The 23,862-nt window shown below is 72.6% G+C and carries 18 protein-coding genes and 1 pseudogene; 14 read left to right on the top strand and 5 right to left on the bottom strand.

All coding sequences use genetic code 11. The features are described 5' to 3' along the window. Positions 1-22: 22 nt before the first annotated feature. The 3 genes from aceB to ACZ5Y0_RS24110 form a co-directional block, all read right to left on the bottom strand. Positions 23-1,654: a malate synthase A gene (gene aceB / locus ACZ5Y0_RS24120; RefSeq protein WP_469130751.1), complete on the bottom strand. Its 1,632-nt coding sequence runs from the start codon at positions 1,652-1,654 to the stop codon at positions 23-25. A gap of 187 nt (positions 1,655-1,841) precedes the next feature. Further along, complete coding sequence (locus tag ACZ5Y0_RS24115; protein WP_469130750.1) at positions 1,842-2,456, bottom strand: nucleotidyltransferase family protein; 615 nt, start codon at positions 2,454-2,456, stop codon at positions 1,842-1,844. 217 nt (positions 2,457-2,673) lie between these two features. Continuing rightward, positions 2,674-3,474, bottom strand: coding sequence for an IclR family transcriptional regulator (locus ACZ5Y0_RS24110; RefSeq protein WP_469130749.1), 801 nt, complete (start codon positions 3,472-3,474; stop codon positions 2,674-2,676). 299 nt (positions 3,475-3,773) lie between these two features. Between ACZ5Y0_RS24110 and allB the strand changes: the two genes are divergently transcribed. Both allB and alc read left to right on the top strand, forming a co-directional pair. Then, positions 3,774-5,111, top strand: a complete 1,338-nt coding sequence (gene allB, locus ACZ5Y0_RS24105) for an allantoinase AllB (RefSeq protein ID WP_469130748.1) — start codon at positions 3,774-3,776, stop codon at positions 5,109-5,111. A gap of 55 nt (positions 5,112-5,166) precedes the next feature. Continuing rightward, positions 5,167-6,282 (top strand): allantoicase, encoded by a 1,116-nt coding sequence (gene alc, locus ACZ5Y0_RS24100; RefSeq protein WP_469130747.1) that lies wholly within the window; start codon positions 5,167-5,169, stop codon positions 6,280-6,282. A gap of 337 nt (positions 6,283-6,619) precedes the next feature. Here alc and ACZ5Y0_RS24095 read toward each other — a convergent pair whose 3' ends face one another. Continuing rightward, on the bottom strand, positions 6,620-7,366 hold the full coding sequence (locus ACZ5Y0_RS24095; protein WP_469130746.1) for an SDR family oxidoreductase: 747 nt from the start codon (positions 7,364-7,366) through the stop codon (positions 6,620-6,622). 166 nt (positions 7,367-7,532) lie between these two features. Here ACZ5Y0_RS24095 and ACZ5Y0_RS24090 point away from each other — a divergent pair, with 166 nt between their 5' ends. Next, positions 7,533-8,162 (top strand): dihydrofolate reductase family protein, encoded by a 630-nt coding sequence (locus ACZ5Y0_RS24090; RefSeq protein WP_469130745.1) that lies wholly within the window; start codon positions 7,533-7,535, stop codon positions 8,160-8,162. A 130-nt stretch (positions 8,163-8,292) separates the two neighbouring features. On the opposite strand, the gene ACZ5Y0_RS24085 is transcribed toward ACZ5Y0_RS24090, so the two are convergent. Then, entirely contained in the window at positions 8,293-9,342 is a 1,050-nt protein-coding gene (locus ACZ5Y0_RS24085) for a Gfo/Idh/MocA family protein (RefSeq protein ID WP_469130744.1), read from the bottom strand. Between the two features lie 130 nt (positions 9,343-9,472). On the opposite strand from ACZ5Y0_RS24085, the gene ACZ5Y0_RS24080 reads away from it, so the two are divergent. From ACZ5Y0_RS24080 to ACZ5Y0_RS24030, 11 genes and pseudogenes are all read left to right on the top strand, one after another. After that, positions 9,473-10,210, top strand: a complete 738-nt coding sequence (locus ACZ5Y0_RS24080) for a GntR family transcriptional regulator (protein WP_469130863.1) — start codon at positions 9,473-9,475, stop codon at positions 10,208-10,210. 174 nt (positions 10,211-10,384) lie between these two features. Continuing rightward, the gene (locus ACZ5Y0_RS24075) at positions 10,385-11,389 is read left to right on the top strand and encodes a sugar ABC transporter substrate-binding protein (RefSeq protein WP_469130743.1); all 1,005 of its coding nucleotides are present in this window, start codon (positions 10,385-10,387) and stop codon (positions 11,387-11,389) included. Further along, complete coding sequence (locus ACZ5Y0_RS24070) at positions 11,386-12,417, top strand: ABC transporter permease (RefSeq protein ID WP_469130742.1); 1,032 nt, start codon at positions 11,386-11,388, stop codon at positions 12,415-12,417. The genes ACZ5Y0_RS24075 and ACZ5Y0_RS24070 overlap by 4 nt, the downstream gene beginning before the upstream one ends. Beyond that, the gene (locus ACZ5Y0_RS24065; RefSeq protein ID WP_469130862.1) at positions 12,384-13,214 is read left to right on the top strand and encodes an ATP-binding cassette domain-containing protein; all 831 of its coding nucleotides are present in this window, start codon (positions 12,384-12,386) and stop codon (positions 13,212-13,214) included. Before ACZ5Y0_RS24070 ends, ACZ5Y0_RS24065 begins: the two co-directional genes overlap by 34 nt. Before the next feature lie 133 nt (positions 13,215-13,347). Further along, positions 13,348-14,499: an ROK family glucokinase gene (locus ACZ5Y0_RS24060; RefSeq protein WP_469130741.1), complete on the top strand. Its 1,152-nt coding sequence runs from the start codon at positions 13,348-13,350 to the stop codon at positions 14,497-14,499. Further along, complete coding sequence (locus tag ACZ5Y0_RS24055) at positions 14,496-15,089, top strand: sugar kinase (protein ID WP_469130740.1); 594 nt, start codon at positions 14,496-14,498, stop codon at positions 15,087-15,089. Before ACZ5Y0_RS24060 ends, ACZ5Y0_RS24055 begins: the two co-directional genes overlap by 4 nt. A 132-nt stretch (positions 15,090-15,221) precedes the next feature. Then, complete coding sequence (locus ACZ5Y0_RS24050) at positions 15,222-18,053, top strand: DEAD/DEAH box helicase (RefSeq protein WP_469130739.1); 2,832 nt, start codon at positions 15,222-15,224, stop codon at positions 18,051-18,053. Next, complete coding sequence (locus tag ACZ5Y0_RS24045) at positions 18,053-20,086, top strand: SWIM zinc finger family protein (RefSeq protein ID WP_469130738.1); 2,034 nt, start codon at positions 18,053-18,055, stop codon at positions 20,084-20,086. Before ACZ5Y0_RS24050 ends, ACZ5Y0_RS24045 begins: the two co-directional genes overlap by 1 nt. 202 nt (positions 20,087-20,288) lie before the next feature. Further along, positions 20,289-21,872, top strand: coding sequence for an FMN-binding glutamate synthase family protein (locus ACZ5Y0_RS24040; RefSeq protein WP_469130737.1), 1,584 nt, complete (start codon positions 20,289-20,291; stop codon positions 21,870-21,872). Positions 21,873-21,885: 13 nt separating this feature from the next. Then, entirely contained in the window at positions 21,886-23,649 is a 1,764-nt protein-coding gene (locus ACZ5Y0_RS24035; RefSeq protein WP_469130736.1) for a thiamine pyrophosphate-dependent enzyme, read from the top strand. A 78-nt stretch (positions 23,650-23,727) separates the two neighbouring features. Further along, positions 23,728-23,862, top strand: a pseudogene (locus ACZ5Y0_RS24030) (RNA polymerase sigma factor SigF); the annotation flags it as partial.

Here is a 23,862-nt window from a genome sequence, read left to right as displayed (position 1 = left end):
GAACGGGTCGGTCTCCGAAGGGTCAGCCTTCGAGCTGCTCGTAGGCCGGCAGGGTGAGGAAATCGGCGTAGTCCTCGTCGAGGGCGACCGTCAGCAGCAGGTCGTGGGCCTGCTGCCAGTGGCCGGCCGCGAAGGCCTCCTCGCCGATCTCCGTACGGATGGCGGTCAGTTCGGCGGCGGCGACCTCGCGGGTCAGCTCCGGCGTCACCCGCACGGTCGTACCGTCGCGTTCGACCTCGACCCCCGCGTTGATCCACTGCCAGATCTGTGAGCGGGAGATCTCGGCCGTGGCCGCGTCCTCCATCAGGTTGAAGATGGCCACCGCGCCCAGTCCGCGCAACCACGCCTCGATGTAACGGACGCCCACCTGCACGGCGTTGACGAGACCGGCGTACGTCGGGCGCGCCCGAAGAGAGTCCACGGCGATCAGGTCGGCCGCCTTGACGTCGACGTCCTCGCGCAGCCGGTCCTTCTGGTTCGGCTTGTCGCCGAGCACCCGCTCGAAGGACTCCATGGCGATCGGCACCAGGTCGGGGTGAGCGACCCAGGAACCGTCGAAACCGTCGTTCGCCTCCCGGTCCTTGTCGGCCCGGACCTTCTCGAAGGCGACCTTGTTGACCTCCGTGTCACGGCGCGAGGGGATGAAGGCCGCCATACCGCCGATGGCGTGGGCGCCGCGCTTGTGACAGGTGCGCACGAGGAGTTCGGTGTACGCCCGCATGAACGGGGCCGTCATCGTCACGGCGTTGCGGTCCGGCAGCACGAACCTGGCACCGGCGTCACGGAAGTTCTTGACGATGGAGAAGAGGTAGTCCCAGCGGCCCGCGTTCAACCCCGAAGCGTGATCGCGGAGTTCGTAGAGAATCTCCTCCATCTCGTACGCGGCGGTGATCGTCTCGATGAGGACGGTCGCGCGCACGGTGCCACGGGGGATGCCGACATGGTCCTGGGCGAACACGAACACGTCGTTCCACAGGCGGGCTTCGAGGTGCGACTCGGTCTTCGGGAGGTAGAAGTACGGTCCCTTGCCGAGGTCGAGCAGCCGCTCGGCGTTGTGGAGGAAGTACAGGCCGAAGTCGACGAGTGCGCCGGGGACCGCCCGGCCGTCGACCCGGAGGTGCCGCTCGTCCAGGTGCCAGCCGCGCGGGCGCATGACGACGGTCGCCAGCTCCTCGTCCGGGCGCAGGGCGTACGACTTCCCCGACCCCGGATCGGTGAAGTCGATGTTCCGGCCGTACGCGTCCATCAGGTTGAGCTGGCCGCCGATGACGTTCTCCCAGGTGGGCGCGGAGGCGTCCTCGAAGTCCGCGAGCCAGACCTTCGCCCCCGAGTTGAGGGCGTTGATGGTCATCTTGCGGTCGGTGGGACCGGTGATCTCCACCCTGCGGTCGTCCAGCGCCGCGGGCGCGGGGGCCACCTTCCAGGAGTCGTCGGCGCGGATCGCGGCGGTCTCCGGCAGGAAGTCGAGCGTGGAGGTGCGGGCGATCTCGGCGCGGCGCTCGGCACGGCGGGCGAGGAGTTCGTCACGGCGCGGCGTGAACCGGCGGTGCAGCTCGGCCACGAAGGCGAGGGCCGCGTCGGTGAGGACCTCCTCCTGCCGGGGCAGGGGCTCGGCGTCGACGACGGCCGCCGGGGACGGCGCTGGTGCGGACATGAGCTGTCACTTCCTTCAGCGAGCGTGGCACCGGGTGCCAGGAGACCCCGGTAGGACGGGGAGCGCTCGGGGAGCAACCGAACGCTGCTGATCAGTGGATACTAGTTTCCTCATCGTGGAAGTTCAATATTTTGTTGATGTCGAGATTCTCCCGGTCGAGGGAGCTTGGCTCTCCGTGCCGGCCGGTTCACTCATGTGGACCGGGCTCGAGGTGCACCAGATCGTCGACGGTGTCGATGTCGTACGGGCGAGCCACGTCTCCGCACTCCACCAGACGGACCTCCTCCTCGTGTGCCTTCAGGTAGCCGCGTGCCCCCATGTCACCGGTCGCGGTCGCCGCGATGCCGGCCCAGTGCGCGGCCCCGAGCAGGACGGGATGCCCGCGCGCCCCGTCGTAGGCGGCACACACCAGCGACGTGTCGTCGTCGTACCCGGCGAGCACCCGTGCCAGCGCCCGCTCCCCGATGCCCGGCTGGTCGACCAGCGAGACCAGCGCGGCCCGCGCTCCCGTCCCGGCCAGCGAGTCGAGACCGGCCCGCAGCGAGCCGCCCATGCCCCGCTCCCACTCCGGATTCATCACCAGCACGCACCCGTCGAGCCGCGCCCGCTCCCGTACGGCGTCGGCGGCCGCCCCGAGGACCACGTGCACGCGCGTGCAGCCGGCCGCGCGCAGCGCCTCCACCGCGTGTTCGACGAGCGGACGCCCCCGGTGCGCCAACAGGGCCTTCGGGCGTCCGCCCAGGCGTCGCCCCCCGCCCGCGGCGAGGAGCAGCCCGGCGGCCCGGTCTTCCGTGTGCGTCATGTGTTCTGCATACCTGACGGGGTCACGGCAGGGTGGTGTACCTGGGCTGAATCTCGTTCTCCGGTGTGGCGGAGCGGGCGCCGGATGGCGTTCTCCGGCCCGCGTCCTCGGCGCGGCTGACCACCGTCACGGGAACGCCCTCCGCGTGGCCACAAGGACGTGCGCCACCCGGGGCCGTGGCTCAGGGGGTCGTGTCACCCACGGTCGTGACGGCGGCTCAGCCGGTCGTACCGCCCGGGTTCGACAGGGCCTCGGACAGTTCCACGGCCACCTGCTGGAGCATCGGCACGATCTTCTCGGTGGCGGACTCGGTGACGCGGCCCGCCGGGCCGGAGATCGAGATGGCCGCCGCGGTGGGGGAGTCGGGCACCGGGACCGCGAGACAGCGCACGCCGATCTCCTGCTCGTTGTCGTCCACCGCGTAACCGGCGTTCCGGACCTCCGCGAGAGCCGCCAGGAAGTCCTCCGGGGTGGTGATCGTCCTGTCCGTCGCGGCAGGCATGCCGGTGCGGGCGAGCAGCGCGCGCACCTCGGCGTCCGGGAACCCCGCGAGCAGCGCCTTGCCGACGCCCGTGGAGTGCGGGAGGACGCGACGGCCGACCTCGGTGAACATCCGCATCGAGTGCTTCGACGGCACCTGCGCCACGTACACGATCTCGTCGCCGTCCAGCAGCGCCATGTTCGCCGTCTCGCCGGTCTCCTCGACCAGCCGGGCCAGGTAGGGGCGGGCCCAGGTCCCCAGCAGCCGGGCGGAGGACTCGCCGAGGCGGATCAGCCGCGGGCCGAGCGCGTAGCGGCGGTTCGACTGCTGGCGGACGTACCCGCAGGCGACCAGGGTGCGCATCAGGCGGTGGATCGTCGGCAGGGGGAGCCCGCTGCTGCCCGACAGTTCGCTCAGTCCGACCTCCCCGCCCGCGTCCGCCATCCGCTCCAGCAGGTCGAAGGCGCGCTCGAGAGACTGGACCCCGCCGCTGCTGGACCTGGCGGAGTCGGTGGTGCTGGCGCTGGACGTCGGCACGGCGCGTTCCTTTCGAAACTGGCAGGAAGGGCTGAAGCCTACCCGGCGGTCGATCGACACCGAGCCGGTGCGTAGCTGCGTTCTGCTTGCCGGAATTCTAATTTCACGTGGTGAAAACGTCCAGACAGGCGACGGTGGGTGCACTGTGGGAGGTGGGCCTTGACGGCACGGTGGACGGAGGTGAAGACTCCTTCAACAGAACGTTGAATTCTGCGGGCGGAGGTTGCGCGGGACGGCTCCCACGGGCGCGTCCCGGCCCCCCGTCTCCCCGAAGTGAACGGCGGCAGAGAGGGGTCCGGGTGTCCGACGCCGAACTGGTGCTGCGCTCGACGCGCGTCATCACTCCGGAAGGGACACGCGCCGCCTCGGTCGCGGTGTCCGCCGGCACGATCACGGCCGTACTCCCGTACGACGTCGGCATACCGTCCGGCGCCCGCCTGGAGGATCTCGGCGACGACGTCCTGCTGCCCGGCCTCGTCGACACGCACGTGCACGTCAACGACCCCGGCCGCACCGAATGGGAGGGCTTCTGGACCGCCACCCGCGCGGCGGCGGCCGGCGGCATCACCACCCTCGTCGACATGCCCCTCAACTCCGTCCCGCCGACCACGACGGTCGACCACCTCCGCGCCAAGCGGGGGGTCGCCGCCGACAAGGCGCACGTCGACGTCGGCTTCTGGGGCGGCGCCCTGCCCGACAACGTCAAGGACCTGCGCCCGCTGCACGAAGCCGGGGTCTTCGGCTTCAAGGCCTTCCTCTCCCCGTCCGGCGTGGACGAGTTCCCCCACCTCGACCAGGACCGGCTGGCCCGCTCGCTGGCCGAGATCACCGGGTTCGACGGTCTGCTCATCGTGCACGCCGAGGACCCGCACCACCTCGATGCGGCCCCCCGGCGGGGCGGACCCAGGTACGCCGACTTCCTCGCCAGCCGTCCGCGCGACGCCGAGAGCACAGCCATCGCCGCACTCGTCGCCCAGGCGAAACGCCTCCACGCGCGCGTGCACGTCCTGCACCTGTCCTCCAGCGACGCGCTGCCCCTCATCGCCGCCGCGAAGGCCGAGGGCGTGCGCGTCACGGTCGAGACCTGCCCGCACTACCTCACTCTCACCGCCGAGGAAGTACCCGACGGCGCCAGCGAGTTCAAGTGCTGCCCGCCCATCCGGGAGGCCGCCAACCAGGACCTCCTGTGGCAGGCGCTGGCCGACGGCACCATCGACTGCGTGGTCACCGACCACTCCCCGTCCACCGCCGACCTCAAGACCGGTGACTTCGCCACCGCCTGGGGCGGTATCTCCGGCCTGCAAGTCAGCCTCGCCGCCGTCTGGACGCAGGCCCGCCGGCGCGGCCACGGACTGGAGGACGTCGTCCGCTGGATGTCGACGCACACGGCGGCACTCGTCGGCCTCGACCGCAAGGGCGCCATCGAGGCGGGCCGCGACGCCGACTTCGCCGTCCTCGCGCCCGACGAGACCTTCACCGTCGACCCGGCGGCACTCCAGCACCGCAACCGGGTCACCGCCTACGCCGGCAGGACCCTGCACGGCGTGGTGAGATCCACCTGGCTGCGCGGTGAACGCATCGTCGCGGACGGCGAGTTCACCGCCCCCAGGGGCCGACTCCTCACCCGCGCCCGCTGACCCACCCCGCACCCGCCCGCACGCGGCCGACCCCCGAAAGGAACCCCTGATCACCGTGACCGCGATTCCCGGCTTCACCGGCGACGCGAACCCCTACGGCGGCGGCGACCCGTACGCGGACTTCCGCACCGCCGACTTCCCCTTCACCCGGTACGCCGATCTCGCCGACCGGCACCTCGGCGCCGCCGTCATCGCCGCGAACGACGAGTTCTTCGCCCAGCGGGAGAATCTGCTGCTGCCCGGACCCGCCGAGTTCGACCCCGAGCACTTCGGGCACAAGGGCAAGGTCATGGACGGCTGGGAGACCCGCCGGCGCCGGGGCGTCTCCGCCGAGCACCCGTGGCCGGCGCCCGACGACCACGACTGGGCCCTGGTCCGGCTCGGCGCGCCCGGCGTGATCCGCGGGATCGTCGTCGACACCGCCCACTTCCGCGGCAACCACCCGCAGGCGGTGTCGGTCGAGGGCACCTCGGTGGCCGGCTCGCCGTCGCCCGAGGCCCTTCTCGGCGACGACGTGAAGTGGACGACGCTCGTCCCGCGCACCCCGGTCGGCGGGCACGCGGCGAACGGCTTCGCCGTGTCGGTCGAACAGCGCTTCACGCACCTGCGGGTCAACCAGCACCCCGACGGCGGCATCGCCCGGCTCCGCGTCCACGGCGAGGTCGTCCCGGACCCCGAATGGCTGGCCGTCCTCGGCACCTTCGACGTGGTCGCCCTCGAGAACGGCGGGCAGGCCGAGGACGCCTCCAACCTGTTCTACTCACCGGCCACCAACACCATCCAGCCGGGACGCTCCCGCAGGATGGACGAGGGCTGGGAGACCCGTCGGCGTCGGGACCGGGGCAACGACTGGATCCGTTACCGGCTCGTGGCACGCGCGCAGATCCGGGCGCTGGAGGTCGACACGGCGTATCTGAAGGGCAACAGCGCCGGGTGGGCTGCGGTGTCCGTCCGGGACGGCGAGGACGGCGTCTGGCGGGAGGCCCTCCCTCCCACGCGTCTCCAGCCGGACACGAACCATCGCTTCGTCCTCCCCGCCCCGGTGGTGGGCACCCACGCGCGCGTGGACATCTACCCGGACGGGGGCATCTCGCGGCTGCGCCTCATCGGCTCCCTGACGGAGGACGGCGCGGCTGCCCTCCGGGCGAGGCACCAGGAACTGGGCGGCTGACCCGGATCCCGCCCCCGCCGCCGCCCGTGGGGCTTCGCCGCGCCCCTGGGGACCTTGCCCCCGTGACCCGACCCGGACGGGCTGTGTTCCGCCCGCCCGGCCTTCCTGGACGAGGCCCGTTCAGGGCCGACAGCGGGGGTCTGGACGGCAGCCACCCGATCCGGGACGGGGAGGGGGCGGCGGGGGCCGGGGAAGGGGCTACGCCCCGGTCGTCGACCCCGGCGGGACGATCATCCGGCGACGGGGGCCGGGACGGGGAGGGGCAGCCCCCGTCTCGGGTCGGGGAGGGGCAGCCCTCGTCTCGGGACGGGGCGACGGGGCGGGATTCCCCCGTGGCTCACACCGCGTGGCCGCCGTCCACCGCGAACTCCGCCCCCGTCACATACGCGGCGCCCGCCAGATACGCCACCGTCGACGCCACCTCCGCCCCCGTCCCGAACCGCCCCAGCGCCGTCATCGCGGCCTGGCCCCCCGCATACGGCCCGTCCGCCGGATTCATGTCCGTGTCGATGGGGCCGGGATGGACGAGGTTCGCCGTGATCCCCCGCGGCCCCAGGTCCCTGGCGAGCCCCTTCGTCAGCCCGACCAACGCCGACTTGCTCAACGCGTACAGCGTGCCGCCGGGCCCCGGCACCCGCTGCGCCATGCAGCTCCCGATCGTGATGATCCGCCCCCCGGCGCCCATCCGCCCGGCGGCCGCCTGCGAGGCGAGGAAGACACCCCGCACGTTCACCGCGAGCACCCGGTCCACGTCGGCGAGGGACAGGTCCTCCAGCGGACCGAGCACCCCGATCCCCGCGTTGTTCACCAGCACGTCGAGCCCGCCCAGGGCCTCCACCGCCGCCCCGACCGCGCCGGCCGCCTCCGCGGCGTCCGCGGAATCCGCCCGCAGGGCCACCGCACGGCGTCCCAGGGCCTCGACGGCCCGTACGACGCCGTCGGCCGCCTCCTTGCCGTTGACGTACGTCAGGGCCACGTCCGCGCCCTCCCGCGCCAGCCGTACCGCCGTCGCCGCACCGATGCCGCGGCTGCCGCCGGTCACGAGGGCCACCTTGTCGTTCAGGGTCTTGTCCGAAGTCGTCATGGGTCCATCCCAGCGCCGGACGACCGGCCGTGCTGGCGGCGAACGGACGCCGACCTCGCCCCGGACCGGGGACTGCCGCCGTCGGCGATGAGTTGCGGGGCGGGACGGGTTCTGACCTGATGACAGTGGACCCCACCCCGAGCACCAGCAAAGGAGGGCACCCGCCATGGGCAAGCTCGTCCTCACCGCTTTCGTCTCTCTCGACGGCGTCCACCAGGCCCCCGGCGGCCCCGGCGAGGACACTCGCGGCGGCTTCGAACAGGGCGGCTGGACCGTGCCGTACGGCGACGAGGACTTCGGCCGGTTCGTCACCGAGGTCTTCGACCGTGTCGGCGCCTTCCTCCTGGGCCGGCGCACCTACGACATCTTCGCCTCCTACTGGCCGAAGGTGACCGACCCGGCCGACCCGGTGGCGGGCAGGCTGAACGCGCTGCCGAAGTACGTGGCCACCTCCGTGCCCCTCGCGGAGCCGGTCTGGCCGGGCGCCACCGCCGTCCACGGAGACCTCGTCAAGGAGATCACCGCCCTCAAGGAGCGCACCGGCGGGGAACTCCAGGTGCACGGCAGTGCCGCTCTGGCGGGCAGCCTCCTCGCACTGGACCTGGTCGACACGCTGCACCTGCTGACCTTCCCGGTGGTGCTCGGCGCCGGCCGCCGCCTCTTCGCCGAGGGGAGCCGGCCGACCGCGTTCCGGCACACCGGCGGGCGGATCACCGCGGCGGGGGTCTCCATCCAGACGTACGACCTGCAAGGTCGCCCGACGTACGGGTCGTACGACCTCCCGGACGGCGCCTAGCGCCCGCCCCGGCGGCAGGTGGGGTCGGCGCTCCCCGCTTTCCCCCGCCCCTACGCCTCGTGGCTCCTCCGGGCGCCCCGCCGTGCCCGTGGGTCCGGCGCCCCGCCGCCCCGTTGTTCCCCGCGCGCCCCTACGCCCCCGTGGCTCCGGGCGTCCTCGCCGCTCCCGCCGTGCCCGTGGCCCCCGGGATCGACGCCGGCGACACCACCCTCCGCTCCCGGCGCGACACCTCGCAGGCCTCGGCGATGCGCAAGGCCTTGAGGGCCTCACGGCCGTCGCAGGGGTTGGGCCTTCCACCCCGTACGACATCGACGAAGGCGATCAGCTCCGCCTCGTAGGCGGGTCCGAAGCGTTCCAGGAAACCGGTCCACGGTTTGTCGGCGGCCGGAGGCCCGGTCGGCTCGGTGGAGGCGATCGGCGTGCGGTCGTCGAGTCCCACCACGACCTGGTCGAGTTCACCGGCCAGCTCCATGCGGACGTCGTACCCGGCGCCGTTCAGCCGCGTCGCCGTGGCCGTGGCGAGGGTGCCGTCGTCGAGGGTGAGGACCACGGCCGCGGTGTCGACGTCCCCGGCGGCACGGAACATCGCGGGTCCGGCGTCCGACCCGGCGGCGTACACGTCGGCCACCTCGCGCCCCGTCACCCAGCGCAGTACGTCGAAGTCATGGATCAGCGCGTCCCGGAACAGGCCACCGGAGACCGGCAGCCACGCGGCGGACGGCGGCGACTGGTCGGAGGTCACCGCGCGCACGGTGTGCAGCCGCCCGAGCCGCCCCGAGCGCACCGCCTCGCGGGCGCTCGTGTACCCGGCGTCGAAGCGGCGCTGGAACCCCATCTGAAGGATCGTTCCGGCGGCCTCGACCTCGGCGATCGCCGCCAAGGTGCCCGCCAGGTCCAGGGCTATGGGCTTCTCGCAGAACACCGGAAGCCCCGAGCGCGCGGCCCGGCCGATCAGTTCGGCGTGGGCCGAGGTGGCCGTGGTGATCACCACCGCGTCCACTCCCCACCGGAAGATCTCGTCGACGCCGGGCGCGGCCGTCTCGCCCAGCCGCGTCGCCAGCTCCGCGGCGCGTGCGGGTTCCGCGTCCGTCAGGATGAGGGATCCGACCTCGCGGTGACGGCTGAGTGTGTTCGCATGAATGGTGCCGATGCGGCCCGTCCCGATGACCCCGATGCGCATGGAATCAAGGTGACGTCGGATGCCGCGCCCTGTCAATGCGTTTGTCCGGACAATCGGACTACACGACTTCCCGTCAACCGGCCACGGAGCTACGCTCGGGCCCGTGCCGAAACCAGAGGTGGACCCGACCGTGCAGCTCGAACTCCGTGTGGACCGAAGCTCTCCGGTGCCCTTGTACTTCCAGCTGTCCCAGCAGCTGGAGGCGGCGATCGAGCACGGAGCGCTCACCCCCGGCAGCCTGCTCGGCAACGAGATCGAGCTGGCCGCCCGGCTCGGCCTGTCCCGCCCGACCGTCCGCCAGGCGATCCAGTCCCTCGTGGACAAGGGCCTGCTGGTCCGCCGCCGGGGCGTCGGCACCCAGGTCGTGCACAGCCAGGTCAAGCGCCCCCTGGAACTGAGCAGCCTCTACGACGACCTGGAGGCGGCGGGCCAGCGCCCCGCGACGACGGTCCTGGTCAACACCGTCGTTCCCGCGTCCGCCGAGGTCGCCGCCGCACTCGCGGTCACCGAGGGCAGCGAGGTGCACCGAGTGGAGCGGCTGCGGCTCGCGCACGGGGAGCCGATGGCGTACCTCTCCAACCACATCCCGTCCGGCCTGCTGGACCTGGACACCGCCCAGCTGGAGGCCACCGGCCTGTACCGGATGATGCGGACGGCCGGGATCACCCTGCACAGCGCCCGTCAGTCCATCGGCGCCCGTGCCGCCACCGCGGCCGAGGCCGAGCGTCTCGCCGAGCCGGAGGGCGCCCCGCTGCTCACCATGCAGCGCACCACCTTCGACGACACGGGCCGCGCGGTCGAGTTCGGCGACCACATCTACCGCCCGGCCCGCTACTCCTTCGAGTTCCAGCTGCTCGTGCGGCCGTAGCGCGCGCACCTCGCGGCAGCCGACCTGGTCGCAATGTCCGGACAAGGCGACCGACTCGCGGTCCCCGGCCACCGGACGCATGATCCCTGTGTTCGATACTGGGGCGTTTGCGTCCGGTGGGAGCGACGCCGGACGCGCGCGTACGGCAGAGCACGGCAAGAAGGGCACGGCCTCGTGGCACGGTTTGGGACCTGGACAGGGATCGCGTTGGCGGGGGTGCTCTGCGTATCCCTAGCGGGGTGCAGCAGTACCGGGGGAAAGCGTGCCGAGGACGCCCGTGAGGCCGCGGCCGCGCAGGGCCGGGCGGCGGTGAACACGCCCCGCTGGACCTTCGCGATGATCACCCACTCGGGCGACGGCGACACGTTCTGGGACATCGTCCAGAGCGGGGCGAAGCAGGCCGCAGTCAAGGACAACATCAATTTCCTGTACTCCCACGACGACGAGGCCCAGCAGCAGGCACAGCTCGTCGACGCGGCGATCGACAAGAAGGTCGACGGCATCATCGTCACCCTCGCCAAGCCCGACGCGATGAAGGCCGCCCTGGCCCGCGCCCGCAGGGCCGGTATCCCCGTGATCACGGTGAACTCCGGCTCGGCCGAGTCCAAGGCGTTCGGGGCGCTCACCCACATCGGCCAGGACGAGACGATCGCCGGCGAGGCCGTCGGCGAGGAGCTGAACCGGCGCGGGAGGAAGAAGGCGATCTGCGTCCTGCACGAGCAGGGCAACGTCGGCCACGAGCAGCGCTGCGACGGCGTCGCCAAGACCTTCACCGGCACGGTGACCGACCTCTACGTCACCGGCACCAACATGCCCGACGTGCAGTCCGCGATCGAGGCCAGGCTCCAGGCCGACCCGTCGGTCGACGCCGTCGTCACCCTGGGCGCGCCGTACGCCGACACCGCCGTCAAGGCCAGGCAGGGCGCCGGCAGCAAGGCCGAGATCGACACCTTCGACCTCAACGCCAAGGTGGCCGCCGGCCTGGCGGACGACACCCTCGGCTTCGCCGTCGACCAGCAGCCGTACCTCCAGGGCTACCAGGCCGTCGACCTGCTGTGGCTGTACAGGTACAACGGTGACGTGCTCGGCGGCGGCAAGCCGGTCCTGACCGGCCCGCAGATCATCACCAAGGACCAGGCGGACGAACTGGCCCGGTACACCGGGCGGGGCACCCGGTGAGCGCGCTCCCGTCGGACGAGAGGCTTCTCCAGGTCTCTCCGCTGCGCAAGCTCCTCGGCCGCCCCGAACTGGGCTCCGTCGTCGGCGCCCTCGCGGTGTTCGTCTTCTTCGCCTTCGCCGCCGACAGCTTCCTGCGCGCGAGCAGCCTCAGCACCGTCCTGTACGCGTCCTCGACGATCGGCATCATGGCCGTCCCGGTCGCGCTGCTGATGATCGGCGGCGAGTTCGACCTCTCCGCCGGCGTGCTGGTCACGTCCTCGGCGCTGGTGTCGTCGATGTTCAGCTACCAGATGACGGCGAACGTCTGGGTCGGCGTCGGCGTCTCGCTCCTGGTCACCCTCGCCATCGGCGCCTTCAACGGTTTCATGCTCACCCGCACCAAGCTGCCCAGCTTCATCATCACGCTCGGCACGTTCCTGATGCTGACCGGCATGAACCTCGGCTTCACCAAGCTGATCGACGGCACCGTCTCGACGAAGACCATCGCCGACATGGAGGGCTTCCCCACCGCCCAGGACGTCTTCGCGTCCACGCTGACCGTCGGCGAGGTCAACTTCAAGATCACGATCCTGTGGTGGTTCGCCCTGGTCGCGGTGGCCTCCTGGATCCTGCTGCGCACCCGCGCCGGCAACTGGATCTTCGCCGTCGGCGGCAACCGGGACGCGGCCCGCGCGGTCGGCGTCCCGGTCGAGAAGACCAAGATCGGCCTTTACATGGGCGTCGCGTTCGGCGCCTGGATCTCGGGCCAGCACCTGCTGTTCTCGTACGACGTCGTCCAGTCCGGCGAGGGCGTCGGCAACGAGCTGATCTACATCATCGCCGCCGTCATCGGCGGCTGCCTGATCACCGGCGGCTACGGCAGCGCGGCCGGATCGGCGGTCGGCGCTCTCATCTTCGGCATGACGAGCAAGGGCATCGTCTTCGCCGAGTGGAACCCCGACTGGTTCAAGTTCTTCCTCGGAGCGATGCTGCTCCTCGCGACCCTGCTCAACGCCTGGGTCCGCAAGCGCGCGGAGGCCACCAAGTGACGCCGACAGTGACCGGCAGCCGTACGCCCCTCGTGGAGCTGTCCGACGTCAGCAAGCACTACGGCAACGTCCGTGCCCTCGAAGGGGTCTCCCTGGAGGTCCACGCGGGCGAGATCACCTGCGTCCTGGGCGACAACGGCGCGGGCAAGTCCACCCTCATCAAGATCATCGCGGGCTTGCACGGACACGACGCCGGCACCATGGGCCTCGACGGCGAGGAGACCCGGCTGTCCTCCCCGCGCGAAGCCCTGGACCGCGGCATCGCCACCGTCTACCAGGACCTGGCCGTCGTGCCGCTGATGCCGGTCTGGCGCAACTTCTTCCTCGGCTCGGAACCCCGCAAGGGCGTCGGCCCCTTCAAGCGCATGGACGTCGATCTCATGCGCCGCACCACCCACGCCGAACTCCTGCGGATGGGCATCGACCTGCGCGACGTGGACCAGCCCATCGGCACCCTCTCGGGTGGCGAACGCCAGTGCGTGGCCATCGCCCGCGCGGTGTACTTCGGCGCGAAGGTCCTCGTCCTGGACGAGCCGACGGCCGCGCTGGGCGTCAAGCAGTCCGGCGTGGTCCTCAAGTACGTGGCCGCCGCCCGCGACCAGGGTCTGGGTGTCGTACTGATCACCCACAACCCCCACCACGCCTACCTGGTGGGCGACAGATTCGTGCTCCTGAAGAGGGGCGCGACGGTCGGCAGCCATACCCGGGACTCGATCACCCTGGACGAGCTGACACGCCAGATGGCGGGCGGAAACGAGCTGGACGATCTGAGACACGAGCTGGAACGCACCCCGTAGGGGGCAAGGCCGCGTCCGCACGCGCCCGGCCGCCGGGCGCGACGAGCCACGACGAGCCCGCGGCCGACAGCGCGCCCGCTCCCCGCCTCCCGCGTTCGGCAGCGCGGGTACCCGTGCGGCAGAATCGGCCACGATGAGCACCTACCGCGACCTCACCGCCCCCATCGGCTCCCGCCGAGCCACCGTGCTGCGCACGACCGGCACCCGCGAGCGCCGCTCCCACCTGACCGCGCCCCGGGTGCCGACGGTCGGGATCGACATCGGCGGCACCAAGGTGATGGCGGGCGTCGTCGACGCGGACGGCAACATCCTGGAGAAGGTCCGCACGGAGACCCCGGACAAGTCCAAGAGTCCCAAGGTCGTCGAGGACACCATCGTCGAACTGGTCCTGGACCTGTCCGACCGGCACGACGTGCACGCGGTGGGCATCGGCGCGGCGGGCTGGGTCGACGCCGACCGCAACCGGGTGCTGTTCGCCCCCCACCTGTCCTGGCGCAACGAGCCGCTGCGCGACCGCATCGCCGACCGCCTCGCGGTGCCCGTCCTCGTCGACAACGACGCCAACACCGCCGCGTGGGCGGAGTGGCGCTTCGGCGCGGGCCGCGGGGAGGACCACCTCGTGATGATCACCCTGGGGACCGGTATCGGCGGCGCCATCCTGGAGGACGGCCAGGTCAAGCGCGGCAAGTACGGCGTCGCGGGCGAGTTCGGTCATATGCAGGTCGTGCCCGGCGGCCACCGCTGCCCGTGCGGCAACCGCGGCTGCTGGGAGCAGTACAGCTCGGGGAACGCGCTGGTCAGGGAGGCCAAGGAACTGGCCGCCGCCGACTCCCCGGTGGCGTACGGCATCATCGAGCACGTCAAGGGGCAGATCGGCGACATCACCGGCCCGATGATCACCGAGCTTGCCCGCGAGGGCGACGCGATGTGCATCGAACTGCTCCAGGACATCGGCCAGTGGCTCGGCGTCGGCATCGCGAACCTGGCGGCCGCCCTCGACCCGTCCTGTTTCGTGATCGGCGGCGGTGTCTCCGCCGCCGACGACCTGCTCATCGGTCCCGCCCGCGACGCCTTCAAGCGGCAGCTCACCGGGCGCGGCTACCGTCCCGAGGCCCGCATCGTCCGCGCCCAGCTCGGCCCCGAGGCCGGCATGGTCGGCGCCGCCGACCTGGCCCGGCTGGTCGCCCGCCGCTTCCGGCGCGCCAAGCGCCGTCGCGTCGAGCGCTACGAACGCTTCGAGCGGTTCGCGGAGGTCGCCCGCCGCGCCACCGGAGACAGCGCATGACGGCCGCCCTGCCGCACCAGTCCGCGCACGCGGACGAGCCGTCGCGCCCCCCCGAGACCCGCGGTCATGTGATCCGCCGCCGGGCGATCACCCTGCTGATCATCGGGCTGCTCATCGGTGTCCCGGCCGGCTACCTGGTGATCTCCGCCAACCAGAGCCGTGACAGCGGCAAGGACAAGGAGGCGAAGTACTCGGCGACCGGCCTCACCGAGGGCTGGCCGTCCAAGGTCCAGCAGCGTCTCTACCAGGTGCCGGTCCCGCACCCGTCCAACAAGGTCGCCTACTACGAGACGAACAACTGGCGCACCAGCCGCCTCTACGTCCAGTTCCAGACCACCCACGAGGGCCTGGACGCGTTCCTCGCCGAACTCGGTTACAGCCGGTCCGACCTGAAGAAGGACGACATCACGATCAGCGAGCGCGACCGGGGCATCACCGGCTGGAAGTTCGCCGGACCGGGCTCCCGGCCCGGCGACTACTACGGTTTCGTCCGCAGGCAGAAGGACCCCCAGCCCACGCAGGACGTGGTGGTGAACACCGGGAACGCGATCTTCCCCATGGTGTACGTCGTCTCGCGCACCGTCCCCTAGACAGGACCCCTGGGCCCCGGCCGCCGGCCCACCACGTCCGCCCCGGCCCGGTCCCCGGGGCCGGTTGTCAGACCCCGCCCGTAGAGTCGAAGACGACTGATCCGACACGCGGGCGGGAGGTGGACACTGCGCATGAGCGACACGACTGCGGTCGCCGGGCAACCGGCGGAACCGATCGGTGCGCGCCTCGCCGCCGTCTTCCTGCCCGCCTCCCTGCCGCGCGAGGGCCGGATCGCCTTCTGGGACCCGGAAGACGGCCCGCTGCCCGCCCCGGCGCACGGCGACCGCACCGAGCTGACCGTCGTCCGCCGCCACGGGAGCTCCGTCCGCCGCCGACAGGCCCCCGCACTGTCCCTGCCCGTCGAGGCGGCCCTCCCGCTCCTGGTCCGCGCCCGGCACGATCCCGCCGCCCACCCCGCGACCGCCTGCTGGGGCGCAGCCGCCCTGCTCGCGCTGCGGCTCGCCGCCGGCGGTCGGCTGCTGCCCGGCCTCACGCCCACCGGTCACGACGCCTGGCGGGCCGGCCCGCTCGAACCGCAGGACATCGCACACCTGCGCGCCGTCGCCGCCGCCCTGCCGTACGAGGGCCACGCCGTCCCCCTGCCCGGCCCCGGCCCGCTCCGGCTGCCGCAGCCGGAGGCGCTGATGCGCTCCTTCCTGGACGCCGTCGCCGACACCCTGCCCCGCACCCCCGCCGCGCCCCACGCGTCGGGGAGGCCCTTCGCCGACCGCCGGCCGCAGCGCCTGCCCGGCGCCCAGGACTGGGCGGCCGAGGTCGCCGCCGGCATGGACGCGGGCGTGCGGATCTCGCTGCGCCTCGACCTGTCGGCGTACGACCTGTTCGACGACGGCGAGGGAGCCCGCCGCGCCGGAGCCGCCGTCGTGCAGGTGCACAGTCTCGCCGACCCGACCCTCGTCACCGACGCGGCGTCCCTGTGGGCGGGTCGGGCCGACGCCGCCTTCGGGGCACGCGCCCGCGTGGACGCCGCCCTCGCCGTGAGGCGCGCCGCCCGCGTCTGGGCGCCCCTCGCCCGCCTCGCCGACCAGGACACGCCCGACGTACTGGCCCTGTCCGAGGAGGAGCTGAGCGACCTCCTCGGTGTGGCCGCGACCCGCCTCGCGGCGGCCGGGGTCGCCGTGCACTGGCCCCGCGACCTCGCCCAGGACCTCACCGCGGCCGCGGTGGTACGGCCCGCGCCGGGCTCCGCGACCGACGGCACGGGCTTCTTCGAGAGCGAGGACCTCCTCCAGTTCCGCTGGCAGCTGGCGCTGGGCGGCGACCCCCTCAGCGAGGCCGAGATGGACACCCTCGCCGAGGCCCACCGCCCCGTCGTCCGGCTCCGCGACCAGTGGGTCCTCGTCGACCCCGCCCTCGTCCGCAAGGCCCGCAAACGCGAACTGGGCCTGCTGGACCCGGTGGACGCCCTGTCCGCCGCCCTCACCGGCACCGCCGAGGTCGACGGCGAGACCGTCGAGGCGGTCCCCGTCGGCGCGCTCGCCACGCTGCGTGACCGCCTCACCGCCGGAATCCGCCCCGCCGAGCCGCCCGCCGGACTCGACGCCACCCTCCGCGACTACCAACTGCGCGGGCTGGCCTGGCTCGACCTCATGACCTCCCTCGGCCTCGGCGGCTGCCTCGCCGACGACATGGGTCTGGGCAAGACGGTCACCCTCATCGCCCTCCACCTCCGCCGGGACCGTCCCGAGCCGACCCTGGTGGTGTGCCCCGCCTCCCTCCTCGGCAACTGGCAGCGGGAGATCACCCGCTTCGCCCCCGGCGTGCACGTCCGCCGCTTCCACGGCGCCGACCGCACCCTGGACGACCTCACCGGCGGCTTCGTCCTCACCACCTACGGCACCATGCGCTCGGCCGCCACCACCCTGGCCCGGCAGCCGTGGGGCATGGTCGTCGCCGACGAGGCCCAGCACGTCAAGAACCCCTACTCGGCCACCGCGAAGGCCCTGCGCACCATCCCCGCCCCCGCGCGCGTGGCCCTCACCGGCACTCCCGTCGAGAACAACCTCTCCGAGCTGTGGGCCCTTTTGGACTGGACGACACCGGGCCTGCTCGGTCCCCTGAAGGCCTTCCGGGCCCGCCACGCGCGCGCGGTGGAGAACGGCGAGGACGAGGAGGCCGTCGGGCGCCTCGCCCGCCTGGTGCGCCCGTTCCTGCTGCGGCGCAGGAAGTCGGACCCCGGCATCGTCCCCGAGCTGCCGCCCAAGACCGAGACCGACCACCCCGTCCCGCTCACCCGCGAACAGGCCGCGCTGTACGAGGCGGTGGTGCGCGAGTCGCTGCACGTCATCGAGACGGCGAACGGCATCGCGCGCCGAGGCCTGGTCCTCAAGCTGCTCGGGGCGCTCAAGCAGATCTGCGACCACCCGGCGCTGTACCTCAAGGAGCAGACTCCCGCCACGGGCGACACCCTCGCCGCCCGTTCCGGCAAACTCGCCCTGCTGGACGAGCTGTTGGACACCCTGCTCGCCGAGGACGGCTCGGCCCTCGTCTTCACCCAGTACGTCGGCATGGCGCGGTTGATCACCGCCCACCTGGCCGGCCGCGCGATACCGGTGGACCTTCTCCACGGCGGCACGCCGGTGCCCGAACGCGAGCGCATGGTGGACCGCTTCCAGGACGGCGCGACCCCCGTCCTGGTCCTGTCCCTGAAGGCGGCCGGCACCGGCCTGAACCTCACCCGCGCGGGCCACGTCGTCCACTTCGACCGCTGGTGGAACCCGGCCGTGGAGGAACAGGCCACCGACCGGGCCTACCGCATCGGCCAGACCCAGCCCGTCCAGGTCCACCGCCTCATCACCGAGGGCACCATAGAGGACCGCATCGCCGAGATGCTCCAGGTCAAGCGCGCCCTCGCCGACGCGATCCTCGGCTCCGGCGAGTCCGCCCTCACCGAGCTGACGGACCGTGAGCTGTCCGACCTGGTCAGGCTGCGGAGGGAGGCGTGATGGAGGCGGAGGAGCAGGGGACCAGCCCGGCCGAGGCGGTCCGCCGGGCCCTGCGGGCGGCACGGGGGCGGTCGGAGGACACCGACCCGGCACCCGCGGAACCTTCGAGGACGCCCCCGGAGCAGCCTCGGGAGGAACCCACGCGGGCGGGCGCGCGCCGGCCCGAAGGCACCCCGTCCCGCCCGGCTGACGCGGCCCGCGCGGCCCTGCGGCGTGCGGCCGACACGCCGCGGGCGCGCGAGGACGCCCCGCCGACCGACGTATCTCCGGAGAGCGCCGTCCGCGAGGACGCCCCGCGGACGGACGTATCTCCGGAGAGCGACGTGCCTCCGGTACGGGACGAGCCCCGGGGCCCGTCCGCCGCGCGGCCCGGGGACGTGGCCCGTGAAGCCCTGCGCGCGGCCCGCGCACAGGCGCGGCGGGCTTCGCCGGGAACGGCGGAGCAGGGGGACCGCGCGAGCGCGCGTCGGACAGCGCGCGCCGCCGCGACCGGGAGCGCCGGCCGGCCGGCCGACCGTGTCGCCGACGCCCGCGTGCGTGACGTACGCACCTTCCTCGCGGACGCCTTCCGGATGCCACCGGAGACCGACACCGGGGACACCGCGGGCAGCGTCGAGGCCCCCGAGCCGGCCGGCCAGGCCGTCCAGGAGGCGACTTCGTCCTCCTGGACGCCCGAACCCGCACCCGCCCCCGCACCCGCCCCCGAACTCCCACCCGCCCCCGAACCCCCACCTGAACCCGAGCCGGCCCCCGCCCCCCGCTCCATGGCCGCTCCCACCCGTGACGGCGATCACCGCCGCACCTTCGCGGCCTTCCCGCCCCATTCCGCCGGCCCGGCAGGGGGCTTCGCCCAGACCTGGTGGGGCAACGCCTGGATCACCGCGCTCGAGGACGGCGCTCTGGACGCCAAGCGCCTCGCGCGCGGCCGGGGTTACGCCGAGCGGGGGCAGGTGGACGCCATCACCGTCACACCCGGCCTGGTCCTGGCGTACGTCCAGGGCAGCCGCGCCCGTCCGTACCGCGTCCAGGTGCGTCTGCGCACCCTCGGTGAGGAGGACTGGGAGCGGTTCCTGGACGCCGCGGTCGAGCGGCCCGGGCACATCGCCGCACTGCTGGACAAGGAGATGCCGGAGTCCCTCGCCGACTGCGGCGTGCCGCTGCTGCCCGGCCCGGGCGACCTCGCCCCCCAGTGCAGCTGCCCCGACCACGGACACCCCTGCAAGCACGTCGCCGCCCTCTGCTACCAGACCGCGCGGCTCCTCGACGCCGACCCGTTCGTGCTGCTCCTGCTGCGCGGCCGGGGCGAACGCGAGCTGCTCGACGCACTCTCCCGCCGCAATGCCGCACGGGCGGCCCGCGCCGCCCAGGAGCAGGAGCCGGAACCGGCGCCCGGCGTCCGCGCCACCGACGCCCTCGCCACCCGCCGGCTCCCCCCGCTGCCCGCGCCCCTTCCGCCGCCGCAGCACCCCGGACAGCCGCCCGCCTACCCCGCCGTGCCGAGCGGCCCGGACTCCTTCGCCCTCGACCAGCTCGCCACCGACGCGGCCGCCCGCGCCCACGCGCTGCTCACCACCGGCCACGACGAGATCGGTGAACTGACCCTCTGGCAGGACGCCGTACGGCTCGCCGCGGCCCGCCCAGGCTCCGGGCTGACCGCCACGAGCCGCGCCCTCTACGCCTCTCTCGCCACCGCCGCCGGCCGTACCCCGGCCGACCTGGCCCGCGCTGTCGCTGCCTGGCGGCAGGGCGGCCCGGACGGACTCGCCGTCCTGGAAGACCTCTGGGACCCGCCCGCCGGCCGCTTCGACCGGGCCCGCCCCCTCCTGCGCGCCGCCGACCTTCCGGCCTTCCGCCCCTGGCGCAACCACCTCACCCACCCCCGCGGCCATGTCCAGCTCCGCTACGGCCGCGACGGCTTGTGGTACCCGTACGAATCGGAGCCCGGCCAGGACGACTGGTGGCCACGTGGCACCCCCGACATCGACCCGGTGGGGGCCCTGACGGGCCTGGGCGGCTCAGCCGACGACCTGTGAGCCACCGCCCGGTCCGGTGAGCCGGGCGCCGGCCGCAGGTCCGGCGACCGGGCCCGGCAGGTGTGAGCAAGGCACCACGGAGGCAAGGGGACGGACACCCTCACGCGCGGGCCCGGCGGGTCCCTCCCGCGGCCCCTGCGGCCGTGCAGGTCCGGTGCCGCCTGTGGCGCATGGAGATCGCAAACCGGGCAATGCGCTGGGAGTGACACGCGTGGGAATAATCCTCCTGACTCTGGCGGCCGCTCTCGGGGCTTCGGCCGCGGCGGTCGGGATCTCGCCCTTCTGGTGGTTCGCGGCCCTTCCGCTCGCCTTCGTGGGCGTGCTGGGCGCCTGGGACCTGGTGCAGCGACGGCACTCGGTGCTGCGCAACTATCCCGTCCTCGGCCATGCCCGCTTCCTCATGGAACGCATACGCCCGGAGCTTCAGCAGTACTTCATCGAGCGGAACTACGACGGGCGTCCCTTCGACCGGGACGTGCGCAGCATCGTCTACGAGCGCGCCAAGGGCACCGACGCGGAGGAGCCGTACGGCACCGAACAGGACGTCTACCAGCCCGGTCACGAGTTCCTGGTCCCGTCGATGGCGCCGTGCCCGGTGCCGGAGGAGCCGCCGCGCGTACGTATCGGCGGCCCGGACTGTAGGCGCCCGTACGACATGGCACTGCTGAACGTCTCGGCGATGAGCTTCGGCTCGCTGTCGGCCAACGCGGTTCTCGCGCTCAACGGGGGTGCCGCGGCCGGCGGCTTCGCCCAGGACACCGGTGAGGGCGGGCTGTCCGGCTATCACCTCCGTCCGGGAGGCGACCTCGTGTGGGAGATCGGCACCGGGTACTTCGGCTGCCGCACCGAGGCAGGCGATTTCGACGCCGCCGAGTTCGCCGACAAGGCCGCGCACGATCACGTCAAGTGCGTGTCCCTGAAACTGTCGCAGGGCGCCAAGCCGGGCATCGGCGGTGTTCTGCCGGGAGCCAAGGTGAACGCCGAGATCGCCCGCGTCCGGGACGTGCCCGAGGGGCGGACGGTGGTCTCCCCGCCGTACCACCGGGTGTTCTCCACTCCGCGAGAACTCGTGCGCTTCGTCGCCCGCATGCGGGAACTGTCCGGTGGCAAGCCCGCCGGGTTCAAGCTGTGTGTGGGCTCGCGCCGACAGTTCCTGGCCGTGTGCAAGGCCATGCTGGAGGAGGGCACGACCCCGGATTTCATCGTGGTGGACGGCGCCGAGGGCGGGACCGGTGCGGCACCGCTGGAGTTCGCGGATCACGTGGGCACCCCGCTCACCGAGGGTCTGCACACGGTGCACAACGCCCTCGTGGGCGCGGGCCTGCGCGACCGGATAAAGATCGGTGCCAGCGGCAAGATCGCCACCGGCACCGACCTGGTCAAACGCATGGTGCAGGGCGCCGACTACGGCAACGCCGCACGGGCGATGATGTTCGCCGTCGGCTGTATCCAGGCGCAGAGGTGCCATACGAACACCTGTCCCACGGGTGTCACGACCCAGGACCCGCGACGGGCACGTGCGCTCGACGTCCGTGACAAGACGGCGCGCGTCCGGCGTTTCCAGGAAGCGACGGTGGCCAGCGCGTTGCAGATCATGGCGTCCATGGGCGTGACCGATCCCGCACAGCTGCGTCCGCACATGCTCCGCCGGCGCGTCGACCCCTGCACGGAGCGCTCCTACGCGGAACTGTACGAGTGGCTTGCGCCGGGACAGTTGCTCGCCGAGCCGCCGGCCTCTTGGGCGGCCGACTGGCAGGCCGCCGACCCCGACCGTTTCACCGTGTGACCAGGAGGACCACGTGACCCGTACTGTTGCCCGCTTCATCGTGGACGCGCTGAGCGAACTCGGCGTGCGCCAGGTGTTCGGCGTCGTGGGAGACGCCCTCAATCCCGTGACGGACGCCATCCGCACCACCGACGGCCTCGAGTGGGTGGGCTGCCGGCACGAGGAGGCGGCCGCCTTCGCCGCGAGCGCCCAGTCGCAGCTCACCGGAACCCTGGGCGTGTGCATGGGCACGGTAGGGCCCGGTTCCGTCCACCTCCTCAACGGCCTCTACGACGCGGCCAAGAGCCACACCCCGGTCCTGGCCATCGCTGGTCAGGTACCGCTCGCCGAACTCGGCAGCGACTACTTCCAGGAAGTCGACAACGACGCCCTCTTCAGCGACGTGGCCGTGTTCCGCGCGACCATCACCTCTCCCGACCAGCTCCCGCAGATGCTCGAGACGGCGGTGCGCCACGCACGGGGCCGCAAGGGCGTCGCCGTCCTCACCGTGCCGGGGGACGTGGGCGAGCGGGAACTGACCGCCGACCGGCCGGCCCGGTTCTCCCTGAACGCTCCGGTGAGCCGCCCGGACGGGCCGGCCGTCCGCCGTGCCGCGGAACTCCTCGACAGCGCCGAACGGGTCACCCTCCTCGTCGGCGAGGGCGCCCGTGGCGCTCGCGAGGACGTCCTCACCCTCGCCGGCCGCCTGGCCGCGCCGATGGTGCTCACACTGAAGGCCAAGGCGGGCTTCGAAGGCGACGACAACCCCTTCCAGGTCGGCCAGACGGGACTGATCGGCAACCCCGCCGCCGCGTCGGCCCTCCAGGACGCGGACACCCTCCTGCTGCTCGGCACGGACTTCCCCTACCGGGACTGGTATCCCGAGGGCCGGACCGTGATCCAGGTGGACACCGAGGCCACCCACATCGGACGCCGGGTACCGGTCGACGTCGGGCTCGTGGGGGACACCGGCGCCACCGTGCGCGACCTCCTGGACAACCTGGCCGCCGCGCCCGCCGGGTCCGAGGGAGCACGTGACCGCTCCCACCTGGAGAAGGCGCGTGAACGCTTCGACAAGTGGCGTACGGGTCAGGCCCGGCTCGCCGACCCGTCGCACGACGAGGGCGTCGTGGGCCGGATCCGCTCCGCGCTGGACAATCGTGCCCACGACATCCGCCCCGAAGCGCTGGCCGCGGCCGTCGACCGGATCGCGGCCGATGACGCCGTCTTCACCTCCGACACGGGCATGGCCACGGTGTGGCTGTCGCGCTTCGTCGAGATGCGGGGCGAGCGACGCCTCATCGGCTCCTACAACCTCGGCTCGATGGCCAACGCCATGCCCCAGGCTCTGGGAGCCCAGTGCCTGGACCGCGAGCGTCAGGTGGTCGCCTTCTGCGGCGACGGCGGACTGAGCATGCTGCTGGGCGACCTCATGACCCTGAAGACGTACCGCCTTCCCGTCAAGCTCGTCGTCTTCGACAACCGCCGACTGGGCATGGTGAAACTCGAACAGGAGCAGGCCGGCCTGCCCGAGTTCGGCACCGTGCTCGACAACCCCGACTTCGCCGCCGTAGCCGAAGCCATGGGCATCACCGGCATCCGCGTGACCGACCCGGCCGATGTGGAGAGCGCTGTGCGACGCGCCTTCCGCAGCCCGGGCCCGGTCCTGCTCGACGTCCTCACCAACCCCGACGAGATCGCCGTTCCGGCCAAGCCGACCGTCGAACAGGGCTGGGGTTTCGCGGTGGCCAAGGTGAAGGAAGTCGTACGGAGCCACGGAGAGCCGAACGGAGACTGACAGAAGTTTTTGGAATACCGGTCGCCGGCCGGGGTAGGCGCGTGCTTGCCGGACGATGGACCGGCGAGGACGAGGCCGATCGAAGGGGAGGGGCGCATGATGACGACGACCGTGCAGACCGCTGGGCGGACGGTGGAAGTTCCGGTGATCGAGGACCCTTCCAAGGTCGCGCCGAAGGACGCGCGGGAGTTGTCGAAGCTGTTCTTCGACCAG

The organism is Streptomyces sp. NPDC033216, from assembly GCF_055577115.1.
The sequence above is the reverse complement of the archived record's forward strand: the minus strand, read 5'-3'. Positions and strand labels throughout refer to the sequence as shown.

Excerpts from the sequence above, each read along its gene's own strand:
- aceB (WP_469130751.1), bottom strand. The coding sequence starts at position 1,654 with ATGTCCGCACCAGCGCCGTCCCCGGCGGCCGTCGTCGACGCCGAGCCC.
- ACZ5Y0_RS24115 (WP_469130750.1), bottom strand. The coding sequence starts at position 2,456 with ATGACGCACACGGAAGACCGGGCCGCCGGGCTGCTCCTCGCCGCGGGC.
- ACZ5Y0_RS24095 (WP_469130746.1), bottom strand. The coding sequence starts at position 7,366 with ATGACGACTTCGGACAAGACCCTGAACGACAAGGTGGCCCTCGTGACC.
- ACZ5Y0_RS24090 (WP_469130745.1), top strand. The coding sequence starts at position 7,533 with ATGGGCAAGCTCGTCCTCACCGCTTTCGTCTCTCTCGACGGCGTCCAC.
- ACZ5Y0_RS24085 (WP_469130744.1), bottom strand. The coding sequence starts at position 9,342 with ATGCGCATCGGGGTCATCGGGACGGGCCGCATCGGCACCATTCATGCG.
- ACZ5Y0_RS24060 (WP_469130741.1), top strand. The coding sequence starts at position 13,348 with ATGAGCACCTACCGCGACCTCACCGCCCCCATCGGCTCCCGCCGAGCC.
- ACZ5Y0_RS24055 (WP_469130740.1), top strand. The coding sequence starts at position 14,496 with ATGACGGCCGCCCTGCCGCACCAGTCCGCGCACGCGGACGAGCCGTCG.
- ACZ5Y0_RS24050 (WP_469130739.1), top strand. The coding sequence starts at position 15,222 with ATGAGCGACACGACTGCGGTCGCCGGGCAACCGGCGGAACCGATCGGT.
- ACZ5Y0_RS24045 (WP_469130738.1), top strand. The coding sequence starts at position 18,053 with ATGGAGGCGGAGGAGCAGGGGACCAGCCCGGCCGAGGCGGTCCGCCGG.